Below are 19,179 nucleotides of genomic sequence, written 5' to 3'. Positions count from 1 at the left end.
CTGTTGATCGGTTGCAAAAATAATTCTCTGCCAATTGGCTACAACTTGGCAAAACGGCTCGTGCAAACACACCAGCTTTGTGTTCATAAAACGAACGATTATGATCAACACAGCAAATGTAGCCGGGACTGATGGTAGCGTAATGTTACCCGTATTGTCTGAAACTGGTAGCCTGATGGCCTACATGCTCTATCCGAATCCTGCAGGAGTGCTACAGGAATACTACCCCTGCAAGTACTATCCCAGTACTATCTCAGAGCTATCGCAGTGCTTTTCCCTGCATTTTAACACTACTGCAGGTAACTCCATGCCTGAAAACTTATGCTATGGAGTTCCCTTCATTCATAAAAACGCTTTTGGTTGGACCGGTCATCCAATTATTCAATCACTAAAATCTAAAAAAATGGCAACAACAGCATCATCCAATGGGATAACGGCTGACAGGGTCAAGAATGATCCGGCCTTTGAACGCACCCGCGAGAATGCCGCGGAGTTTGCCCGTGCTGGTAAAGCGGCCAAACTAATGCGTACTATTTTCCGGGAGGTAACCATCATTGCGAAAGACAGGATCACCCAGGCGCGCCTGGTGCAGGTCTTCTCCCGCATCATTGCTACCGACCCGGTGAACGGGCGGGGCGAGCGCACCGCCAATCAGGGCGACCTGCTGCAATTGCAGGGGTTTAACTTCAATGAGCGGGCAGGTGTCAGGGATTCCTTTTTTGTACGCTGTCCTGTCAGTGTCAACCGCGCGGCGGGGCAGGCAGCCGTGAGCATCCCTGCTTTCATACCCCGCAACATGGTGCAGCAGGTAAGCGGCATTACGCATTTCAGGATCGTGGCGGCAGCAGCTACCATCAACTTCGACACGGAAGCCTATGAGTTTGCTATGCAAAGCACGCCCGAGTTGTCCTGGAACTACGATCCCATAGCGCCCACTCTCCTTACCATGGCGTTGCCTGCCAACAGCCAGGACACGATCGTGGTGGCGCTGGGCATTGAGTATTACCAGCGGGTTAATTCCCGGAGCTACGCGCTTAAAACCGGTGAACACAATGCTACCAGCATCGTGGCGGTAGATGTGGCCGCATAAGCAAACCGTACCAGCTTTGAAGATCTCCCTAGGCGCTTGCCTTCGGAGTGATCATGAACGGCTTACCTCCTTGTCAGGAACAGGCTGCCTGTTGTTACAGCAGCCATATTAACGAAGCCTGCAATCATCCGTCACTCCGAAGGTCCGGAGGACTCCTTTGGAGAGTCCTTCGGACCGGTAGCTGATGCCCGGGATCCTTATCCTTTGTCTGGCTGTTTGTTGGCCCATGCAGACATGCATATACAGAAGCTTCCATGTCTGCACTAAAGCAAACCTTACCTGTCAGCGCCCTGTGCGCAGGGGCGCCGGCAGGTTCGCAACAGCCAGGCGGTTGAGGCTACTGAACAGTAGCAGTGGTCTTTATTACTTAACCAGTCAATTTTAGGGTATGAGCAATATCATCAACCGTATGCAGGACAAAACGCCGAAGTTCTTTAAGCTGCTCCGCAACATCGGTGTTACACTGTTAGCAGTGAGTGCCGCTGTCTTTGCAGCTCCTGTGGAACTGCCAAAGATCATCAATGACATAGCCGGTTATGTCGCGGTGGCCGGTAGTGTCATGGGCGCCGTGAGCCAGTCGGCCGTACTGCAGGAAAAAGAGTAGGGGAGCGGTATTGTTTAGGAGAGAGGCTGCCATCCGGCAGCCTCTTTTATGTACAAATTGGGGGCATTGCCAGGAAAACAGGCAGGGACAAATGCTTCACCGTTATGGACAATTTTAGATTATGTAACTTTGTTGCAAAAGCTAAGTGGGATCATGGTAAATAAAGCCGGTCAACCAGCGTTTTGGGAGTCAGCCTTCAGGGAGAAACAGGAGATGTGGGGCTTTGAGCCATCAAAGTCTGCCGTACTGACGAAGGATCTTTTTGTCCAACAATCAGTAAAAAATATCCTGATCCCTGGTATTGGTTATGGACGGAATGCGCAGATCTTCATAGACAACGGAATAACTGTAACAGGGATCGAGATATCAAAAACAGCTATTGAAATGGCCGGAAAGCATTACGGCACAGATATGATCATACACCATGGTTCTGTGACTGATATGCCTTTTGATGACAACAAATATGATGGTATATTTTGCTATGCTTTGATTCATTTGTTGGACAGTAGCGAAAGGGTGAAACTAATCCGTGACTGCTATCATCAACTTGCTGAAAATGGCTACATGGTTTTTACAGTCATTTCGAAAGACGCTCCTACCTACGGGCAAGGCAAATTTGTTAGCAAGGACCGTTATGAAATGTTTGGGGGTGTTAACATGTTTTTTTATGATATCGAATCAATCCATGCAGAGTTTGACAAAGCTGGATTATTTGAGATCACAGCAATTATTGAAAATTATCCTTTCTTTTTAATTAAATGCAGGAAAGCGGTAGCGGGATGAGTAAAAAAGGCTAATGTGGAACTTGTTCCTCAGACTGTTTGGAGTCGCCTTTCAGTGCAGGGCATATCGTTTGTGGTGATTATTGCTCACGCACGCTTTGTTTATGCAAAGGCTCAGGATCTGCTTAATTGACCTGGTGTGTAAAGGCCCTTCCAATACTTTATGGGCCAAAATAATGCATGCCAACCTGGCCAGTATTATGCCACAGGTAGTGGCTACCTGGTGCGAACAGGAAGGTCATGAAGTAACCATGATCTGTTTTACAGGCAGGGAAGACCTGCGTAAGGAAATCCCGGAAAAAATTGATCTTGTATTTATTAGCTCCTTTACACAAGCCGCCCTGCTTGCCTATTCGGTAAGTAATTACCTCCGGCAGAGAGGGACAGTAACAGTGCTGGGCGGGCCGCATGCCCGGTGTTATCCGGATGATGCTATTCAATACTTTGACTATGTACTGGGATTTACCAACCGGTCGACCATTATGGAAGTATTGAATAATTGCACCCCGCAGCGCCCCCTGGGCACCTTTTTATCGGCCGGCAAGCAGCCGGCTGACTTGTGCGGTGTCCGGGAACGCTGGAAATTCATAGAGCCTACCCTGAAGAAAGCGCCGGTCCTGCAGATAGTACCGATGCTGGGAAGTGTGGGCTGCCCGTATACCTGTCCTTTTTGCATTGATTCAACGGTGCCCTACCAGCCATTGAATTTTCAAACCATCCGGGAAGACCTGCAGTTTCTGCTCACCAGGTTTAAAAAACCCTGGGTAGCCTGGCACGATCCCAATTTTGGGATACGCTTTGAAGAAAATATGGATGCCATAGCTTCAGCAGCCCCCCTTAAAAGCTTTCGCTTTATTGCAGAAAGCAGTTTGTCTGTTATTACGGAGAAGCGCCTGAAAGTATTAGCAGAGAACGGTTTTACTGCCCTGCTGCCTGGTATAGAATCATGGTACGACCTGGGCAATAAGTCGCGAACAGCGCATATTACCGGCGAAGAAAAGGTAAGCCAGGTATCTGCGCATGTTAATAATATCATTCACTATATCCCCTACATTCAAACGAATTTTGTGCTTGGGCTGGACAGCGATGCGGGAGCAGAACCTTTTGAACTTACCAAGCGTTTCATTGACCGTACGCCGGGCGCTTTTCCGGGTTATTCACTGTTAACCGCCTTTGGTGAAGCTGCCCCGCTTAACCTGGAATACCAACGGGAAGGCCGTGTGCTCCCTTTTCCCTTCCACTTTCTGAATAATCACCTGGCCATGAATATTAAACCCAAAAATTATGATTGGGTTGAATTTTATGACAGGGTGATTGACCTTACCGCTTATTCTTTTTCTTTAAAGGCGCTTTACCGCCGTTTTAAAGGCGCCACTGATCTTACTTCCCGGTGGATGAACCTTATGCGGGCTGTTTCTTCAGAAGGATATGGCCGTTTGCGATTTTATCGCAAGGTGCGGCAAAACCTTGTACAAGACCACGCCTTTCGTCAGTATTTTGAAGGCGAATCAGCTCAGTTGCCTTTATTCTACAAGGATATCATCGAAAGAGATCTTGGGGTCTGGTGGAGCTGGCTTCCCCAGGGCGCTTTATCGCATGACGCGTATGCGTATCTGCAAAAGGAGACCCGGCAATAATAAAATTACGGTACAGAATCTTGAAAATGAAGTTAGCGGAAAATAAAAACCACTTACATCCTGACAAAAGCGGTGCAGAGGATGTATATTGTTTACAAATCAGCGCCAGATGCCCCTTAAAATTGCCTTTACCAGCCTCTTTATTTTATGGGCAACCGTTAGTTACTCCCAGCTAAACCAAACCGCTGGGCGGAAGGTTGCTACTGACAACCCTTTAAAAAGTAAACTGGACTCATTGGTCGATAAAAGTGTCAGGACCTATTTTAGCAATACCAGTGGAGTTGGACTTTCCATCGGAATGGTGAAAAATGGTAAAACCTACTTCTATAACTATGGCGAAACTGCGAATGGAAACGGAGTGCTGCCTACCAATAAAACCATCTATGAAATAGGCTCCCTCACCAAAACCTTTACCGGTATCCTGCTGGCACAGGCTGTGTTGGATAAGAAAATAAAGCTGGACGATGACATCCGTAAGTACCTCAAAGAACCCTATCCCAACCTGGAGTACAATGGTACGCCCATAAGGGTGGTGGACCTGTCAAATCATACGGCAAGGGTCACCAGGATCTTTCTCAACTTCTTTATGCAGGCGGGGTATGATTCAACCAATCCCTACTTGCACTATTCAAAGGAAATGCTTTACCAGGGATTTCATGCTATGAAAATGGATACGCTGCCCGGTAAGAAACATAGCTATTCAAATATGGGAGTCGGACTGCTCGGATATATCCTGGAAGATGTTTATACGCAAGATTATTTTACCCTCATCTCTACATTTATATTACGACCCATAAAGATGAACGATACGAAAATTGATATTTCTCATGTACGGGATCTTGCAAAAGCACACAATGCACAGAAAGAAGTTGTGCCCTTTTGGGATATGCCAAGCATGCCTGCCTGTGGTGCGCTCCGTTCCAATACGGCTGATATGATAAAATACATCTATGCGAACAATGAAGATGCCACTAAAGGCATAGCGTTATCCCATAAGCTCACATTCGGTACTGACAAAGATGGACTGGGCTTAAACTGGTTTATTCTTACTACCCCGGAAGGATATAGAGTACTGAATCATAGAGGCAGTACCGGCGGTAGCAGAAGTTCCTTTCAGTGTTTTCCTGATCAACAGGCTGGCTTCGTTCTTTTAACCAATAGTATCGCTAATCAGTATCAATTGGAAAAGGAGTTGGCGTCCATTACCACCAGGTAGGGAGATCTCCAGTGTTTTCACCCTGTTTTTACTGTCTGGCAATGCCTATTTTCCGTGGTATGAAAATGCTCTCTCCTTGCTGTTTAACAACCTATAATTATAAAAAACGGCTGGCCCGCTGGTTCTTCGTGATGCTCGCGGTTCTTCCGGCCGCCTGTACCAACGACAACTATACCACCGTCAAGGCTAAGGCCGAAGCGGGCAACCCGGAAGAATATTATAAGTTGAATGTTGTAAATGCTGTGGTTGACCATGAGGCGGCCTGGATGAATAGACAGGGTACCAGCGGTTGGATGGTGGGCGACGGTGGCTCCATTGTCCACTTTGATGGAAAACACTGGAACACGGTAATACATCCGGGACAGCTTACGCAGGCGTCTCTCCGCGCCATTTGGGTAAACGAACAGGATACCGCAGGCTGGGCCGTAGGCACTAATGGTATTATATTTAAGTATCAGAAAGGTAGCTGGAAGGAGTGGAATAGGGCTGGTGAAATAACCGAATTTAGTCTGGAAACGCTTTGGGTGAATGCACAATGCACTGAGGGATGGGCAATGGGCGATCAGGGAATAGTATTGCATTATAAGGATGGTCAATGGAAAAGCTGGGGGAGGCTGGAGATTAGAGGAAGAGTACTCTCCATGAAGCTAAATGCACAAGGCACGGATGGCTGGGCAATAAGTAATGATGATGGCCTGTTCAGATACGATGGCAGAACCTGGAAAAAATACACCCAGGATACAGCAGTACCGAAAGGTTCTTTATTTAGCCTTTGGCTCAATGCAGAAGGGACCCGGGGATGGGCGGTTGGATATCGAGGGTTGATACTGAAATTCGAGGCAAATAAATGGACAATGGCGCATCGTCCGGGTGAAATAACAAGTGCTCCTTTGTTTTCCTTGTGGCTGGATCCCGAAGGCAAACAAGGGTGGGCTGCAGGCTATAATGGAACAATATTGCGTTATGAGCAGGAAGCCTGGCGCGTAGCACATCAGGCAGAGAAAATTCCGGTAAAAAAAGGGTTATATAGATTGCTCTTCGATTCAGCAGGATCACAGGGTTTTGCAATCGGCTATAAAGAAATATTACAGTACGACAGTACCGGCTGGAAACTTTATAGCAATCCACGGGAGATCAACCAGGACCTGAATGCCTTGTGGCGCTCGGCCAAAACCAGTGAGGCCTGGGCGGTGGGGGAAGATGGGATTATTTTAAGATTTGAGGGCATGAACTGGCAGACAATAGTGGAGCCGGGCAAGCTCACAACGAAAGATCTTTATGCCGTATGGATGAATGACGAAGTTACCACAGGTTGGGCAGTGGGGGATAGCGGGGTGATCTTGCAATTTGACGGAAAGAACTGGGATTTGTTTCAAAAAGAAGGCACAGGGGAGGAAGCATTGAATGCTTTATGGTTCGATGACAATGGAAAGGTGGGCTGGGCGGCTGGCAGCGATGGCTGGATCATGCAATACAAAGCAAATGCCTGGACAACCACACAGTCACCGGATAATAGAAAGTACGATGTCATTTGTGATTTGTCGTTCAATCCGTCCGGTACACAGGGATGGGCGGTTGGCATCGACGGCCTGTTCAGGTATGAAGGAAAAGAATGGACAAAATGGTCCTCATCAATGTTCAATCTACGTGCGATTTGGACAAATAAGCAGGGCACTGAAGGATGGGTGGCAGGCGACGACTGGATCGGGCAATTTAATTCCAAGGAACAACGTGGAGATTCAGTAATGGGTTCACCAATGCCTGGTTATTTCAATTCTTTATGGCTCAATCAGGATGGTTCCAAAGGATGGGCTGTAGGCTCCAGTGGCGACATAGCCAAATATGAAGGCCGTACTTGGGCAATGGTCAATGACGTTGATGAAATATTAGCAGCGTACAGTGACGTCGCATTCGATCCTACTGGCAGGGAAGGCTGGATCGTAGGGCGTGATGGAAATATCACACAGGTAAAAGTCATTAAGTCGGTTCGCGATATTAAACTGCAGCTTGGGAAAACCAGCCTGCTCGATTCCTGCTTCGTTACATTTGGTGACTCTCTCATAGCGCTGCCCACCATCCACCTTACTGATAATGGTAAAGATGTATTGGATAGCAGTTATTACCGTTCAATCTTTACCGATAGTACAAAGCAGCAAGTGAAATTCATCTTTAATGAAAAAGCGGCTGATTTTGAACGCTCATCTGCCGGTAAGAAATATACGCTCCAGGTAGTTGCTCATTACGATTCACCCTTGCCTCACTTTGCACACCGCTTTTCTGCTTCTGTAACCATGGGCGGGCCACCGGCCTGGCTGTCCTACCTGTACTGGGTCCTGGGTTATATTGCTCTCAACATACTGCTGGTGCTACTCGCCGTTTTCAACGGCTGGTGGCGAAAGGTAATGCTCTCCCGCAATGGCCTGGCAGCCTTACCCATCATCCCGGCCAAATATATTTTCACGGCCTTTCTCATCCACAACAGCCGCCCGGTACGCATGGCCCTCTTTAAGGCTTACCGCAGTAATTACCACAAAGCGCCCGGTCTCGATGGTTGGGCCGGCCAACAGGATTCCTATATTCCGCCAGCCATCAATGGTCATTATGCCGAAGAAGAGTGGATGAATGTCTTCAACAATACCATAACCAGCCGTAATAAACTGTACGTAGTGCTTGGCAAATCAGGCCTGGGCAAAACGGCCTTGCTCGAAAAATGGGCGCTCCTTGCGCTCGAAAAAGGGCTCACTCCTTTCCTGTTGCGCCTCGGCGAGCCCAATTCCATTGACGAGATGCTGGCTTTCCAGGCCAATAACTATGGCGACCTTTTCTTCGAGCCGCAGCAGGTCACAACCCTTATCGGCGATGGTGGTTTTGTGCTGTTGCTCGATGGCTTTAATGAAAGCGCCCGTCAGGAAGAGGTGCGCAGTTTCCTGTTAACGGCTGTAAAAAGGAACCACGTCATTCTCTCCAGTCAATATCCGCCCGGGCTCGAAAAACTGGTAAAGGAAGAGTACATCCGCCTCGATCCTTTTGGAAAGCAACAGTTGCAATTTATGTTTATCACTAAATACGGGATTGAGGAAAAATGGGTAGAAGAAGTCGTCAACACGCCTTTACTCAAAGACATGGCTGCGCTACCCCATACGGCGGGCCTTATCGCTGGCTATATTGCCGCCCATAATACCGTACCCGCCTTCAGACTCGACATCTACCGCGAAGTAAGGCATAGCCTCGACGAGGATACCTATGTACTTAATCTCGAAGAAAAAGCCTGGGAGTTATTTAAAACCAATACCCAGGAAATTAAAGCAGATGAAAATATCTCCGAACGTTTTTGTGAGCAGGCGCTCGATGCCGGCGTGCTCACAAAGGACAAAACGGTCTGCCGCTTCCGTCATGAAAGATTTCACCGTTACTTTGCCGCTTGCTATATTAATCGCCAGGATAGCAAAAAGCTGGAAGAATGGCACAAAGAGATCAGGCCAGGCCTGGGCCGCTTATATTGGGCCGATTGTATTGAAATATGGCACGAGATCAAAGTAGACAGCGTGCTAAAGAACGAGATCACGATGCTGCAATATGAAGAATTTGTAATCGATCTGATAGATTTTAGTAAAGAGATATATGCCAGGAGGATTGCACCGGTGATCATGCTGCTGAAGAACCAGGGTAAGCTGAAGATGACAGCAAATTTTTGGGAGAAAGTAGGGTTGATGCTGTCTGGTAGTGATTAATTTAAAGCTATGCGAAATCGGCAAAAGCTGGAAGACCATAATGCGCCTTATGCATTTAAAGTGGTAAACGATGTCTACGTCGAAAAAATAGTCAGGTGTTTTAACCCATATTACGTATTAAAGGAGCAAAGGAAAAGGGTGTTTTAGCGGGTAGCGAAGAGTTGGGCTGACGTGTATTTTCGAGGCATAAAAAATCATTATCATGCCAACAAAGAAAAACACACCTGCTAAGAAAAAAGCCGCAAAAAAAGCAGCTCCTGGAAATGCCGTCAACTTTACTCCTCCCCAAGGGATGGCCCTGGTGGCCTTACAACCCAATACAGTAGCTGCTACAGTAAAAATTACCTTTTCTTCAGGCGTGGGAAAGCTAACGGCCTTCTTGTCCAGGAATGGCACGCTTATCAATATGCAAAGCATTACCCGTAGCGCTGATATCTTCTTCTCAGATGTAAAAAGCGGGGATGGACTGGCGCTTGTGGGAGCCAGCGCCGGTTCTGCCAATATTGTCATTACCGTACCTACCTCGCCCAATACGCCGCAAACGGTCTCTGGTCCTATTCATAAAAGTTACATCATTCAGTAACCAATAATTTACACCCATGAAGAATAAATGGTGCATAATAATATTGACTGTATGGTGTATGCTGGCAGCAACATTTATGCAGGCGCAGGACAGTACAAAGTCTTACGCTATAACAGCCGATTCCCTCGCAACCGGTAACTATAAAGATGTATTCAAAAGCTTTTTCCAACTGGCCTTTGACCGCTTTACCAGCAAAAACAAGGAGGTGCAGTTCACGTCCAATCCCTTTGCCATCATGGCCAGGGCCAACCCCGAGCTATTGGTTGATACCAGTTACGTCCGGTATAAAGCATTGCGGAATCTTAACTTTTCCTTTTCGGCCAAACTCGATTCGGCCTATAAATTCAATGGCTTTTCGTCTGGTATCACTTATGCGATCATAAACAGGCGTGATGTGACCGTGTCTGAGCATTTCATCAACGATGCGGTTAAAGCCAATGATGAATACAATCAATTACTTACCTTGTTAAATTTATCGCTGGGAAGAATTCCTGATCTGCAACGAAAAAATGAACTTAACCGTCAAATCGAATCTTTTTTCAGCGCAGACTCTACCTCCTTCAACCAATTCAGCAAGCTTGATCCTGTCTTGCAGGGGTCTATCAGGAAGATCGCAGATTCTATAGGCGCTAAAACCATCATAAAGCTGATTGACAATAATAAGAAGGTGCATTTTGGTAAACTGATCAAGGCCAATTTCGACAGTGTGAAAACCGACTTCCAAAACCGGCTGTTGGTGACTGTAGGAATAAGCGACACGACCTACAAGGACGATTTTATGTTCTCCAACGTGGTGCTGTCTTCCAACCTCGTAAAAGGGATCACTAATCCCAAAAGGGTTTGTGGCCTGGAATTGAACATCAAAGCTGCTTACCAATTTCTCAATGATACCCTGCTGGCAGGGAGAGACCTGAAAAGACAAGCATTTATATTTGAGCCTGGCCTCAACCTTACCCTTAAAACAAAACGAACGCAATACCCATGGGCTGAATTTAAGCTGTCAGGTTCCTACGTTCATCTGAACCGCCTGTATGCCGGAGAAAAGAAAGACAGTCTTACTTTCAACGGTACCCTGCGTATACGTGTGTTCAATGATATCTGGATACCGTTGGAGATCAAATACGATCCGAAAGGAGGTAACCTGTTTGGCTTTCTCAATGTACGTGCCAACTTCAAAGCCATCCGGGACCTGGCAGGAAACAAAAAGTCCTGAACAGCCAATTAATAAAGGCCATCTGCCGGCATGGCGGATGGCCTTTATTATTACAATTCCAGTGTTGTGGGTGAATACAACATAACATACATCCGTGAAAACACGCTTGACCAGCCTTTAATACCCCGATAAATTTGAAGTATGATCCAGGAGCTTTTAATGAAGTGTGATATAAAACCTGTGCTGTATACTGATCAGGAATCGGACTGGACAACCTTCGAAAGTCTCATCAATGGAGAGGTGGAAGCGTTGTTGGAAAGATATATGTTAAAGGGGAAGGAAGAAGATTACCTGTGGATTGTTAAGCATCCGGACGGGTATTATTATTTATTTTGTTTGGCAAACAGTACACAGGAAGAAGAGACCATCGGAGCACTTGCTAAAACCCGTATAGTTGACCTTGAAATTGCATTGGATACCACTTATCTGGAAATAAAACCTGCAAACTTTTCGCTTCACGAAGAGCATATAGTTAATAATTTCCGGTGGCTTACACAGGAGGATGGTCTGGACCTGCCTCCTGATTTCCCGATGTTCAAAAAGCAACCTCTTGGATTGGAGAAAAATAAACTCGTCATTAAGCATGGAAGTGCTGATGCTTATATAGCTCAACTGCCTTTTAGTTATTATGGCAGGTTTGATCTTGGTTTCTTTAATCGCTATACCTGGATGGAGTTTATTTCGACGCATAAAGATTACCTCACTCACCTCAAGGATTGGCTTTACATAGAAGGAAAAGGAAAGAATATTGCCTCTTTTATACTGCATGCGGTAATCATAGTCAATGCCTATGAACACCTTGAATTGGAAAGCAGTGAATCTGCTGATTACAAAGCTTGTTTCTGTCTCTTGGAAAAGGTTAGGGCTTCATTCGCTAAAATACAGATCGGTAAGACTTATTTCCCTTTAAAGTTGCTTATTAACCCTACTAAAGAACAGGTTTTGGATGCATTGGAAAGTAGAAATACCTGGTTTGTTTTTGCAAACTTCCATACTGAAGACCTCAAATGGACCCTGCCTTCAAGGACGGAGGACTTTTACCAGGAGGTGATGGGCCTGGATCTTTCTCATATTCTCCTGATGAGGGTCTATCACTGCTATTCTTTCAAAAATGCGTCTGATGGAAAGAGCATTGGTGGGCGATTTCTGCAAAAAGGCGTAAAAAGAGTAGAGGGCAGCATCAGAAAGCAATCTATGGCGGATTACCTGGAGTATTTGCTTGCTTTTTTTAATCAACCTGTATTTAAAAGCCTCCTTGATGCCGAAGCATCGTTGCAGCAGGAACTGGAGGATATGTATAATCGATTTCAAAAAATAGTCCAGATATGAAATATTTATTACGTATTCAGGTATGGGTGGGCCTGTTATTGCAGGCCCTTGTCCTAATGAGCAGTGGTTTTGCGCAAACCTTGCCAGTGAAAATTGCCACACTCAGGGCAGACGATTACAGCATGCCCCAATTAAGGTTAAAACAAAAGGTTGGCGCTGATTCCTTTGAAGTCAGTGAAGCTTATGGTCCATTTGTTGTCCGTTGGGCTTTTGCAGATACTAACCGGTTTTACGAGATCCTCCATAACAACGGGTTTAAAAAGATTACTTATCACAGCGATAGTGTTTCCTGGATCGAATTTTCACGCGGGAAAGAAATAGCGTATCAAAGGGGGGGCATTAGGTTTGATGAGTATTTTTTTGAAAATGCTGTAATTAAGAAGAATAAAATTAGGCCCACTACCAAACAACTACTTCTTTTTGTAGAAGATCCCCATAACTTTTCAGGAGAGATCCCTTATCTCAGAAATGCCATCACCAGTGTTGTATTAAAAAATCCTTCCATTGCTTTTTACTTCCTTAACGAAGGATTCTATGGCAATAATTCAGTGGAGGTTTCTTTGGATAGTCTGTATAGCGTGCTGTCTGCCACAGTTCCGGCAGCATATCAGGTGAGCCAATTGACCAAAAATTTTATAATAGACCTGGCTATGGAGTGCCAGGTTGTGCTTAGGGAAAAAGACATAAAGCAGTATGCAATAGATGATAGTGCAACCATTCAGAGAACCCTCCGGTACGAAAGAACGGCGAGCAACCTTACTTATAATCAGAAAGAGAGGATATACTCCCTGCAAGAAGAATACGAGAACTCACCCTTGTATACCTATCCGGGGGATGATATTGGCTCTGAATGGCTTTCTGAAGTGCAATACTGGGAAGGGTTCAGAAACTGGCTTGTTCGAAAGCGTGAAAGGACGTTGGCTCAATTTGCTGCTAATGAAATAAGAATTATAAGGAGTTATTTGAAGAGGGATACAATGATGGCTGAAAAGATCAGTAATTATCTGTCCCGGTTTCAAAACCAGATACCCTTTGTATTTATTGGTGCTGCTCACCTGGAAGGCATTGTACGCTTGCTGCCGGATAGCGTAGGTTACTTACTTATTTCATCGAAGCATTCTGGGCTTGAGAATCCGGATTTCGCTTTTGATAGTTTACGTTTTATCAATAGCAGGGAGGCGGCATTGCGAAAATTTGCGTCGGATACGCTGCTGAGAATGAAGCTTCCCGTAAGCCCGTTTGCCCATGAGTGGAAATGGATTAGAAAAGGGTTAGCAACAATTAACCGGTCTTTTAACAGAATAGTCGACAAATTCAGGCAGTATTTAGGCGAATCTGTTGCCACTGAATTGATTTCATCAGTAAAACATAATCCTTCCTTTAATCAATACAAGCCCGATTTTGATCCGAACGGGTTCAATGCATTGCAGGAAAAGCATCCGGGCGCATTTGCCAAAACAGAAGGAGACCGAATAATTTTCTATCATGATCATAATTATTCAGGTAATACGGCAAGGATGAATTTTTTAAAGGAAATCCAACTTGCGGAACATCCATATACAGAAAATGTGGTCAAATACATTGATCCGGAAAGTGGCCATTCTTTCCTGGCCTCGTTTGATGTCCTGGGAGAATGTTGGTACCTGTACGATCTTGGAGAAATGCCCGTAAGATTGAAGTTATTCAGGTCCAGTCCCAATAGCGAACCACGATCCCAAAACACTATTCGCTCATTAATTAATACATACTGTAAAAACTAAACATATGGTTACAATAAAATATGCAAACCAAAAAAATGAGGAATTAGCAAGGCAAATCCTGGAGACTTTCCCCGGTTCTGCTCCCGCTTCTTCCCTGCAAAAAGTTGATCAAAAGGAAATGAGCAGATTGGAAAAAACTGACCAGGGGCAGGATATCTATGACCTGATTGTGCACCTGTTCATTACAAAGGCTATCAGTTTTTCACTCACTGAATTTTTCAATTTATTAAAATGGCTGCTTAATAACCGGCGTAAAGGCACCGTGCAGGTAAGAGTGAATGAAGATAAATATATACAGAACCTTGACCTGGAAAACATGACACTAAAAGATATTCAGAAACTGGAATATCAATTAGAAGAGCAAAAGAAAAAGCTCATCAAATCTTAAATAAAACAGCCTGGCGCATAGCTAAAGAACAATTTGGGAACATTCCCGCCAATGGGAACATTCCCAAATAAGCAGACGCGCCGGTTCTTATGCAAGCAGTTGTTGGAATAGTTAGATTTAACCACCCAACAATCTAACGTTATGAAAAAAGGCTTGCCATTTGCTCCTGCCTGTACATCAAAATTTGCTGGCCTGTGTGCGCTGATATTCATCTGCCTGAAAGGATACCCGCAGGCGCCTGCCAATTACTCCCTGGTATGGGCAGATGAGTTTAATGCCGCCACACTCGATACGGTTAACTGGAAGTACAGGGTGGATGCCAGTGGCGCCAGCTATCAGCGGGCAGCAAACGTTGTGCTGGACAGTGGAAAAGTGCGGATCAACCTGAAGAAAGAAACTTACCAAAACAAAACCTATACCGGTGGTGGCATCATCACCAAAACTCCCCGGCGCTATGGCTACTATGAAGTGCGTGTAAAAATAGACGGAGGCTACGGATGGCACGAAGCTTTCTGGACCTCTTACCTGAGTGGTTTTGACGATCCCAACCCAGCCTGGCATTTCCTGCCCGGTCGCATTGAAATTGACTGCTTTGAACATTATGCAGAGTATGCCGCCAACTACTTTACTTATGGCACCATCGAATGGGCGCCCATACACGGCAACGCCAACAGGGATTACCAGACTGTGGTTCCCAACCTCAGCACTTCTTATAATACCTTCGGCTTTGAATACACGCCCGATTACCTGAACTATTTCTTCAACGGCAACCTGTTAAAAACAATAGATACACGCGACCTGCCGGCGCATGATCTTTACCTATGGCTTACTGCCATCGCTACCAAAACAGATGCTACTGATTCCGGGGTCGTATTCTTCGATTACCTGCGGTGTTATGAAATTTCTGCAGAGAACTATGCCGTTCGCAAAACACCCTTCATCAATTACCTGGATTCGCTCCGGGGAACCACCCAATCGACAGGCCGTGATCTGTGGATAGAAGCGGAAGACTTCAAACAACGCAATAACTGGGTACTTGAGCGTGAAAGCAACGTTAAAGTGATCAAAGGATTTACATCGTACGTGGCAGGGCGTGATAGCCTGGAGCTCACGGCTTCTACCGGGATTGTGGTTGACGCTGCTGCCACCTATACTTTGTGGGTCAGATCGCGGGACTACACTACAGGACAGGGCAGCCGGAAATTCAAAGTGCTTGTCAACGGCGTGGAAGCCACCCAGGTGTTTGGCGATCATGGTGTGAACGGATATGCATGGGAAAACGGTGGCCGGTTTTACTTGCCCGCTGGTCCGAATAAGATACAGCTCTTTGACCATTCACAATACTATGCCCGTTGCGACAAGCTGCTGCTGACTACAGATACCAATTTTGTTCCCCAGGGATTGGGCGGCGCCAGGAATGCCATCCATGAAACCACTGCCATCGGTACGGTATCTACGTTCTTTTACTGGTAACGGATATACACAGAAGGGATTCTAAGCAAACTGCTTTTTTCTCCTTCCATCATGGCCAGTGTTGACAGTAATTGATACCGGCCACTGGGTATAGGCATGGTTTGTTCCGCGGTATACGGCTTTACAGCATCAGGCTTCAATACATGGGTAATGCTGATAAAAATTTCGATACTCCCGTTGCCTGGAATGGTTACCTGCGGCTGTTGTAAAAGCTTTTCATCGCCCGTTCTGTCATTAATCTTCAGGCGATTCACTACGAACGATTTATTAGTATTGGGTCCTCTAGAATGGATAAGTAGCCTTGAGATATAAGGATAAAGAATATCCTTCCCTGCTTCGTTAAGCAGGGAAGGACTGAAAAGATCCATTGGGTTTTTAATAGTGACACTGCTCGCGGAATCGTTTTGCAGCCTTAAGGAGAACTGCAACCCTTTCTCCGATCTTTTTTGTACAGTATCTGCTTTTAGTAATACCTGTAAGCTGTTACCCGCCCTGTTGTCACCTGTTGTAGTGGAAATGCGGTTGAAGGGGGTGGCTATAGGTTTACCCGCCCTGCAACACAGCAGGCTATACAACAGGAGGGGTACGGTGATAAAGACGGCTAACTTATTGGTCATGGGTGTGGCATTTTTATTTAAGGACAATGTACGCATACCGGCCAGGAATTGGTGGTTGCATGGGAACAAATAGTTGCTACCAACGGATTAATGATCGCAAATTCTGCTACATCTGTTGGCCCACCGGGTGCATGGTCTCCTGCTACTAAGGTAAGAATTTGCGCCAGCCAGGTTCCTTGTGCATTTGTCAGTGCTGTAGACCAACCTGGTAAAGCCTTAATGGCGGAAATAGCGTCAGCCTCCGTTTGACCGGTATTGGGTACTGATAATGCTTCTATATCTGTTTCAATCGTAGTGGTTACTGCTTCCAGACCGGGTTCAAAACGGGTGGCATGCACATTTTCATGGGCTACTACAGCCTCAATGATGAACCAGGTTGCGCCTGCATTATACGCTTGTCCTTTTAAATCTTCCACCTGAGTACAAAAATTGGCATCGGTTGTATTTCCTCCGATACCGGTAACCTGAGTAAAGCCGGGAAGCAACCTGGCTTGGAGTGAGTATTTTCCATGCATAGTTGTTACAATCGCCTTCCAGGAACCGCCTTCCAGACAGGCAGAAATATCAACCTCTACATTTTCCGGATAGGTCAAACCCCAGTCGTCCGGTCCAAGAGCCTCGGTAGGAGGAGCGCCAGATGCTACCGTTGCATTAGCGGCAGGGAAAGGCGTATTGGGGCATGCACATTCTGTAATACCCGTGGTACCGCCTATACAGCCGCAGGGCGCCCAATAAGCACTGCCATTGGTAACACCCGCACAGTCCACCGGCGGCGGGCATTCACTGATACCTGTGGTGCCCCCTATACAACCACAGGAAGCCCAATAGGCGCTGCCATTCGTAACACCCGCACAATCCACCTCATCATCAGGACATTCATATATCCCCGTGCTGCCTCCTATACAGCCGCAGTCGGCCCAATAAGCGCTGCCATTGGGAACGCCTGCGCAATCCGTCGGGTCCGGCACATAGCCAATAAGGGTGGTAGAACAATCCGGGGGATCGCTTTGCATCTCACAGGCATAGATGCGTTGTGTACAATTCTCCTGGTAAATAGCATTGCCTACCGTGTAGGTGGAGGAAGTGTTATTGATGATCACCACGCTCGATCCATTCATGCAATCGTCAACAACATCGTCTTCAAAATCATCATCATCAAACCAGTCGTCCAGGAAATCATAAATATCATCTTCTTCCCCAAACTGGGCATGGGCGGCCTGAACAAATAGTCCCTGATTATCATATACCAGGGGAACAAGATTGATCAATAAGGCCAGTAGTAATAATCTTTTGATCATATAAATGCGGTTGTAGGGTGATCTATTGTTTTACAATCATCAGTTGTTTGGTAGCATGGCCGGCCTGCACCACCAGTGCATACGCGCCCTGCGCTACTTTGGAAGAGATCATCAGGTCGCGCTGGTAAGTGCCGGCAGCCAGGAAACCTGCTTCTTCTTTCAGGATGGGCCTGCCTTGCAGGTCCAGCACCGTAATGCTCACCTTTTGGGTGCGGGTGATCGTAAAGTTTACCTTCAGTAACCCGGTAGTAGGGTTGGGCGCCGCACGCACATCAAGGATACTGCTGGCATGGGTGATCGCTTTTTCATCAGCAGTAGCAGCCCGCGACAGGTATACATACATTGGATGGCCGGGCTCTTTCCTGGCCAGGCTATACAATTGCAAATTACCGGCTATATACAGGCTGTCGGGTTGAAGCAACAGGTTTAAGCGGGCATTGTTAAATTGCCAGGCCTCGGGCCCTCTCGGTGTATAATGCTCAAGCTTGCTATACTCCGTTTTACTGAATACGAGGTTGCTGTCTGTAAGTGCTGCCTGTAACAAGGCTGTATCTGTGCCTTCAATCCAGGCGCCGGTCACCTTTTTGCCTTCCCGCTTAATGCTTACCTGTAAAGGAAACACACTAACAATATATTGACCGCTCCAGTCATAACGGGCAGCAAAGCCGGTGTAAGTACCGGGCAGCGATGCTTCCTGTACGTTATGCCTGATACGCCTGTACAGCGTATTACCGGCTATAGGCTGTGCTTTTACTGGTAGTATAATCGCTGTTTCCGGGTTTTCCGGTGTTTTGGCCTTTAATTCATTCACAGCAGGCAGGTAATGTTTACCCGCCGCCTGTTGTAACCAATACCGGGCGCTGTCGGCATTGCGTGGAGTGCCATAGCCATTGCGGTACAGGATACCCAGGAAGTACATGGCGTTTTTATGCCTTTCCTGTATCGAAAGCTCCCTGTACAAACTAAAGGCGGTAGTATAGTCCTGTTGCTGGTGAAGGCCCTTATAGTGGTAATAGGCCACCATATTCTTACTGTTGGCATCACCCAGCTTCATGCCGGCCGCAAAATAACGGGCGGCTATCCCAAAATCCTGTGCAGTGCCATACAGTCCTTCATGGTAAATGCGTCCCAGCTTGTGGAAGGCAATGCCCGATCCAAGCCCGGCAGCCTGCGTATACCAATAAATGGCACTGTCTGCCTGTACCTGTTTCGGATCTTTTTTCATGGCGTACAGGTCCCCCAGCAGGTTCATGGCAAAATAATTACCGGTTTTGGCAGACGCCAGTAAATAAGCCTTCGATTTTTGTTCATCAGGGGCTACAAAATTTCCACGGAGGTACCTGGATCCTAATACGAACAGGGAATCTTTTTGAAAGGAAGACTTAGATGTTTGTGCAGTGGCTATCCATCCCAGGGACAGCAATGCGCTGAGCAGGTAAAGTACTTTCATGTGATAAG

The 19,179-nt window shown here is 46.4% G+C and carries 15 protein-coding genes; 12 read left to right on the top strand and 3 right to left on the bottom strand.

Annotation, left to right across the window (positions count from 1 at the left end):
- Positions 1-403 precede the first annotated feature (403 nt).
- The 12 genes from HB364_RS29625 (at position 404) to HB364_RS29570 (ending at position 15,806) form a co-directional block, all read left to right on the top strand.
- Positions 404-1,090 carry a hypothetical protein gene (locus tag HB364_RS29625; protein WP_167292056.1) on the top strand — a complete coding sequence of 229 codons (687 nt, stop codon included), beginning with the start codon at positions 404-406 and terminating at the stop codon, positions 1,088-1,090.
- Positions 1,091-1,478: 388 nt separating this feature from the next.
- Positions 1,479-1,694, top strand: coding sequence for a hypothetical protein (locus tag HB364_RS29620; RefSeq protein WP_167292055.1), 216 nt, complete (start codon positions 1,479-1,481; stop codon positions 1,692-1,694).
- 66 nt (positions 1,695-1,760) lie between these two features.
- Positions 1,761-2,477: a class I SAM-dependent methyltransferase gene (locus HB364_RS29615; RefSeq protein ID WP_246228656.1), complete on the top strand. Its 717-nt coding sequence runs from the start codon at positions 1,761-1,763 to the stop codon at positions 2,475-2,477.
- Between the two features lie 103 nt (positions 2,478-2,580).
- A complete protein-coding gene (locus HB364_RS29610; RefSeq protein ID WP_167292054.1) occupies positions 2,581-4,113 on the top strand; it encodes a B12-binding domain-containing radical SAM protein in 1,533 nt (510 codons plus the stop codon).
- 109 nt (positions 4,114-4,222) lie between these two features.
- Positions 4,223-5,329, top strand: coding sequence for a serine hydrolase domain-containing protein (locus HB364_RS29605; protein ID WP_167292053.1), 1,107 nt, complete (start codon positions 4,223-4,225; stop codon positions 5,327-5,329).
- A gap of 59 nt (positions 5,330-5,388) precedes the next feature.
- Positions 5,389-9,060: a hypothetical protein gene (locus tag HB364_RS29600; RefSeq protein WP_167292052.1), complete on the top strand. Its 3,672-nt coding sequence runs from the start codon at positions 5,389-5,391 to the stop codon at positions 9,058-9,060.
- A 202-nt stretch (positions 9,061-9,262) separates the two neighbouring features.
- Entirely contained in the window at positions 9,263-9,643 is a 381-nt protein-coding gene (locus tag HB364_RS29595; RefSeq protein WP_167292051.1) for a hypothetical protein, read from the top strand.
- Between the two features lie 16 nt (positions 9,644-9,659).
- Positions 9,660-10,856, top strand: a complete 1,197-nt coding sequence (locus HB364_RS29590; protein ID WP_167292050.1) for a hypothetical protein — start codon at positions 9,660-9,662, stop codon at positions 10,854-10,856.
- 141 nt (positions 10,857-10,997) lie between these two features.
- A complete protein-coding gene (locus tag HB364_RS29585; RefSeq protein WP_167292049.1) occupies positions 10,998-12,185 on the top strand; it encodes a hypothetical protein in 1,188 nt (395 codons plus the stop codon).
- Positions 12,182-13,945: a TraB/GumN family protein gene (locus tag HB364_RS29580; RefSeq protein WP_167292048.1), complete on the top strand. Its 1,764-nt coding sequence runs from the start codon at positions 12,182-12,184 to the stop codon at positions 13,943-13,945. The genes HB364_RS29585 and HB364_RS29580 overlap by 4 nt, the downstream gene beginning before the upstream one ends.
- A gap of 4 nt (positions 13,946-13,949) precedes the next feature.
- Positions 13,950-14,333, top strand: a complete 384-nt coding sequence (locus HB364_RS29575) for a hypothetical protein (RefSeq protein ID WP_167292047.1) — start codon at positions 13,950-13,952, stop codon at positions 14,331-14,333.
- Positions 14,334-14,474: 141 nt separating this feature from the next.
- Positions 14,475-15,806 carry a glycoside hydrolase family 16 protein gene (locus tag HB364_RS29570; protein WP_167292046.1) on the top strand — a complete coding sequence of 444 codons (1,332 nt, stop codon included), beginning with the start codon at positions 14,475-14,477 and terminating at the stop codon, positions 15,804-15,806.
- Here the strand turns inward: HB364_RS29570 and HB364_RS29565 are convergent.
- Genes HB364_RS29565 through HB364_RS29555 form a run of 3 tightly spaced genes read right to left on the bottom strand, consistent with a single transcriptional unit; the run spans position 15,797 to position 19,171 of the window.
- Entirely contained in the window at positions 15,797-16,423 is a 627-nt protein-coding gene (locus HB364_RS29565; protein ID WP_167292045.1) for a hypothetical protein, read from the bottom strand. The two genes, HB364_RS29570 and HB364_RS29565, sit on opposite strands and share 10 nt — an antisense overlap.
- A gap of 17 nt (positions 16,424-16,440) precedes the next feature.
- Positions 16,441-17,721 carry a hypothetical protein gene (locus HB364_RS29560; protein WP_167292044.1) on the bottom strand — a complete coding sequence of 427 codons (1,281 nt, stop codon included), beginning with the start codon at positions 17,719-17,721 and terminating at the stop codon, positions 16,441-16,443.
- A 22-nt stretch (positions 17,722-17,743) separates the two neighbouring features.
- Positions 17,744-19,171 (bottom strand): T9SS type A sorting domain-containing protein, encoded by a 1,428-nt coding sequence (locus HB364_RS29555; RefSeq protein ID WP_167292043.1) that lies wholly within the window; start codon positions 19,169-19,171, stop codon positions 17,744-17,746.
- Positions 19,172-19,179: the final 8 nt, after the last annotated feature.

This window comes from Paraflavitalea devenefica (assembly GCF_011759375.1).
In the GTDB taxonomy this organism is placed as follows: Bacteria; Bacteroidota; Bacteroidia; order Chitinophagales; family Chitinophagaceae; genus Paraflavitalea; species Paraflavitalea devenefica.
This window is presented reverse-complemented; position numbering and strand designations above follow the sequence as displayed.

What these genes read in the sequence shown, in the direction of transcription:
- HB364_RS29625 (WP_167292056.1), top strand. Translation starts at nt 404, where the DNA reads ATGGCAACAACAGCATCATCCAATGGGATAACGGCTGACAGGGTCAAG.
- HB364_RS29620 (WP_167292055.1), top strand. Translation starts at nt 1,479, where the DNA reads ATGAGCAATATCATCAACCGTATGCAGGACAAAACGCCGAAGTTCTTT.
- HB364_RS29610 (WP_167292054.1), top strand. Translation starts at nt 2,581, where the DNA reads ATGCAAAGGCTCAGGATCTGCTTAATTGACCTGGTGTGTAAAGGCCCT.
- HB364_RS29605 (WP_167292053.1), top strand. Translation starts at nt 4,223, where the DNA reads ATGCCCCTTAAAATTGCCTTTACCAGCCTCTTTATTTTATGGGCAACC.
- HB364_RS29600 (WP_167292052.1), top strand. Translation starts at nt 5,389, where the DNA reads ATGAAAATGCTCTCTCCTTGCTGTTTAACAACCTATAATTATAAAAAA.
- HB364_RS29595 (WP_167292051.1), top strand. Translation starts at nt 9,263, where the DNA reads ATGCCAACAAAGAAAAACACACCTGCTAAGAAAAAAGCCGCAAAAAAA.
- HB364_RS29590 (WP_167292050.1), top strand. Translation starts at nt 9,660, where the DNA reads ATGAAGAATAAATGGTGCATAATAATATTGACTGTATGGTGTATGCTG.
- HB364_RS29585 (WP_167292049.1), top strand. Translation starts at nt 10,998, where the DNA reads ATGATCCAGGAGCTTTTAATGAAGTGTGATATAAAACCTGTGCTGTAT.
- HB364_RS29580 (WP_167292048.1), top strand. Translation starts at nt 12,182, where the DNA reads ATGAAATATTTATTACGTATTCAGGTATGGGTGGGCCTGTTATTGCAG.
- HB364_RS29575 (WP_167292047.1), top strand. Translation starts at nt 13,950, where the DNA reads ATGGTTACAATAAAATATGCAAACCAAAAAAATGAGGAATTAGCAAGG.
- HB364_RS29570 (WP_167292046.1), top strand. Translation starts at nt 14,475, where the DNA reads ATGAAAAAAGGCTTGCCATTTGCTCCTGCCTGTACATCAAAATTTGCT.
- HB364_RS29565 (WP_167292045.1), bottom strand. Translation starts at nt 16,423, where the DNA reads ATGACCAATAAGTTAGCCGTCTTTATCACCGTACCCCTCCTGTTGTAT.
- HB364_RS29560 (WP_167292044.1), bottom strand. Translation starts at nt 17,721, where the DNA reads ATGATCAAAAGATTATTACTACTGGCCTTATTGATCAATCTTGTTCCC.
- HB364_RS29555 (WP_167292043.1), bottom strand. Translation starts at nt 19,171, where the DNA reads ATGAAAGTACTTTACCTGCTCAGCGCATTGCTGTCCCTGGGATGGATA.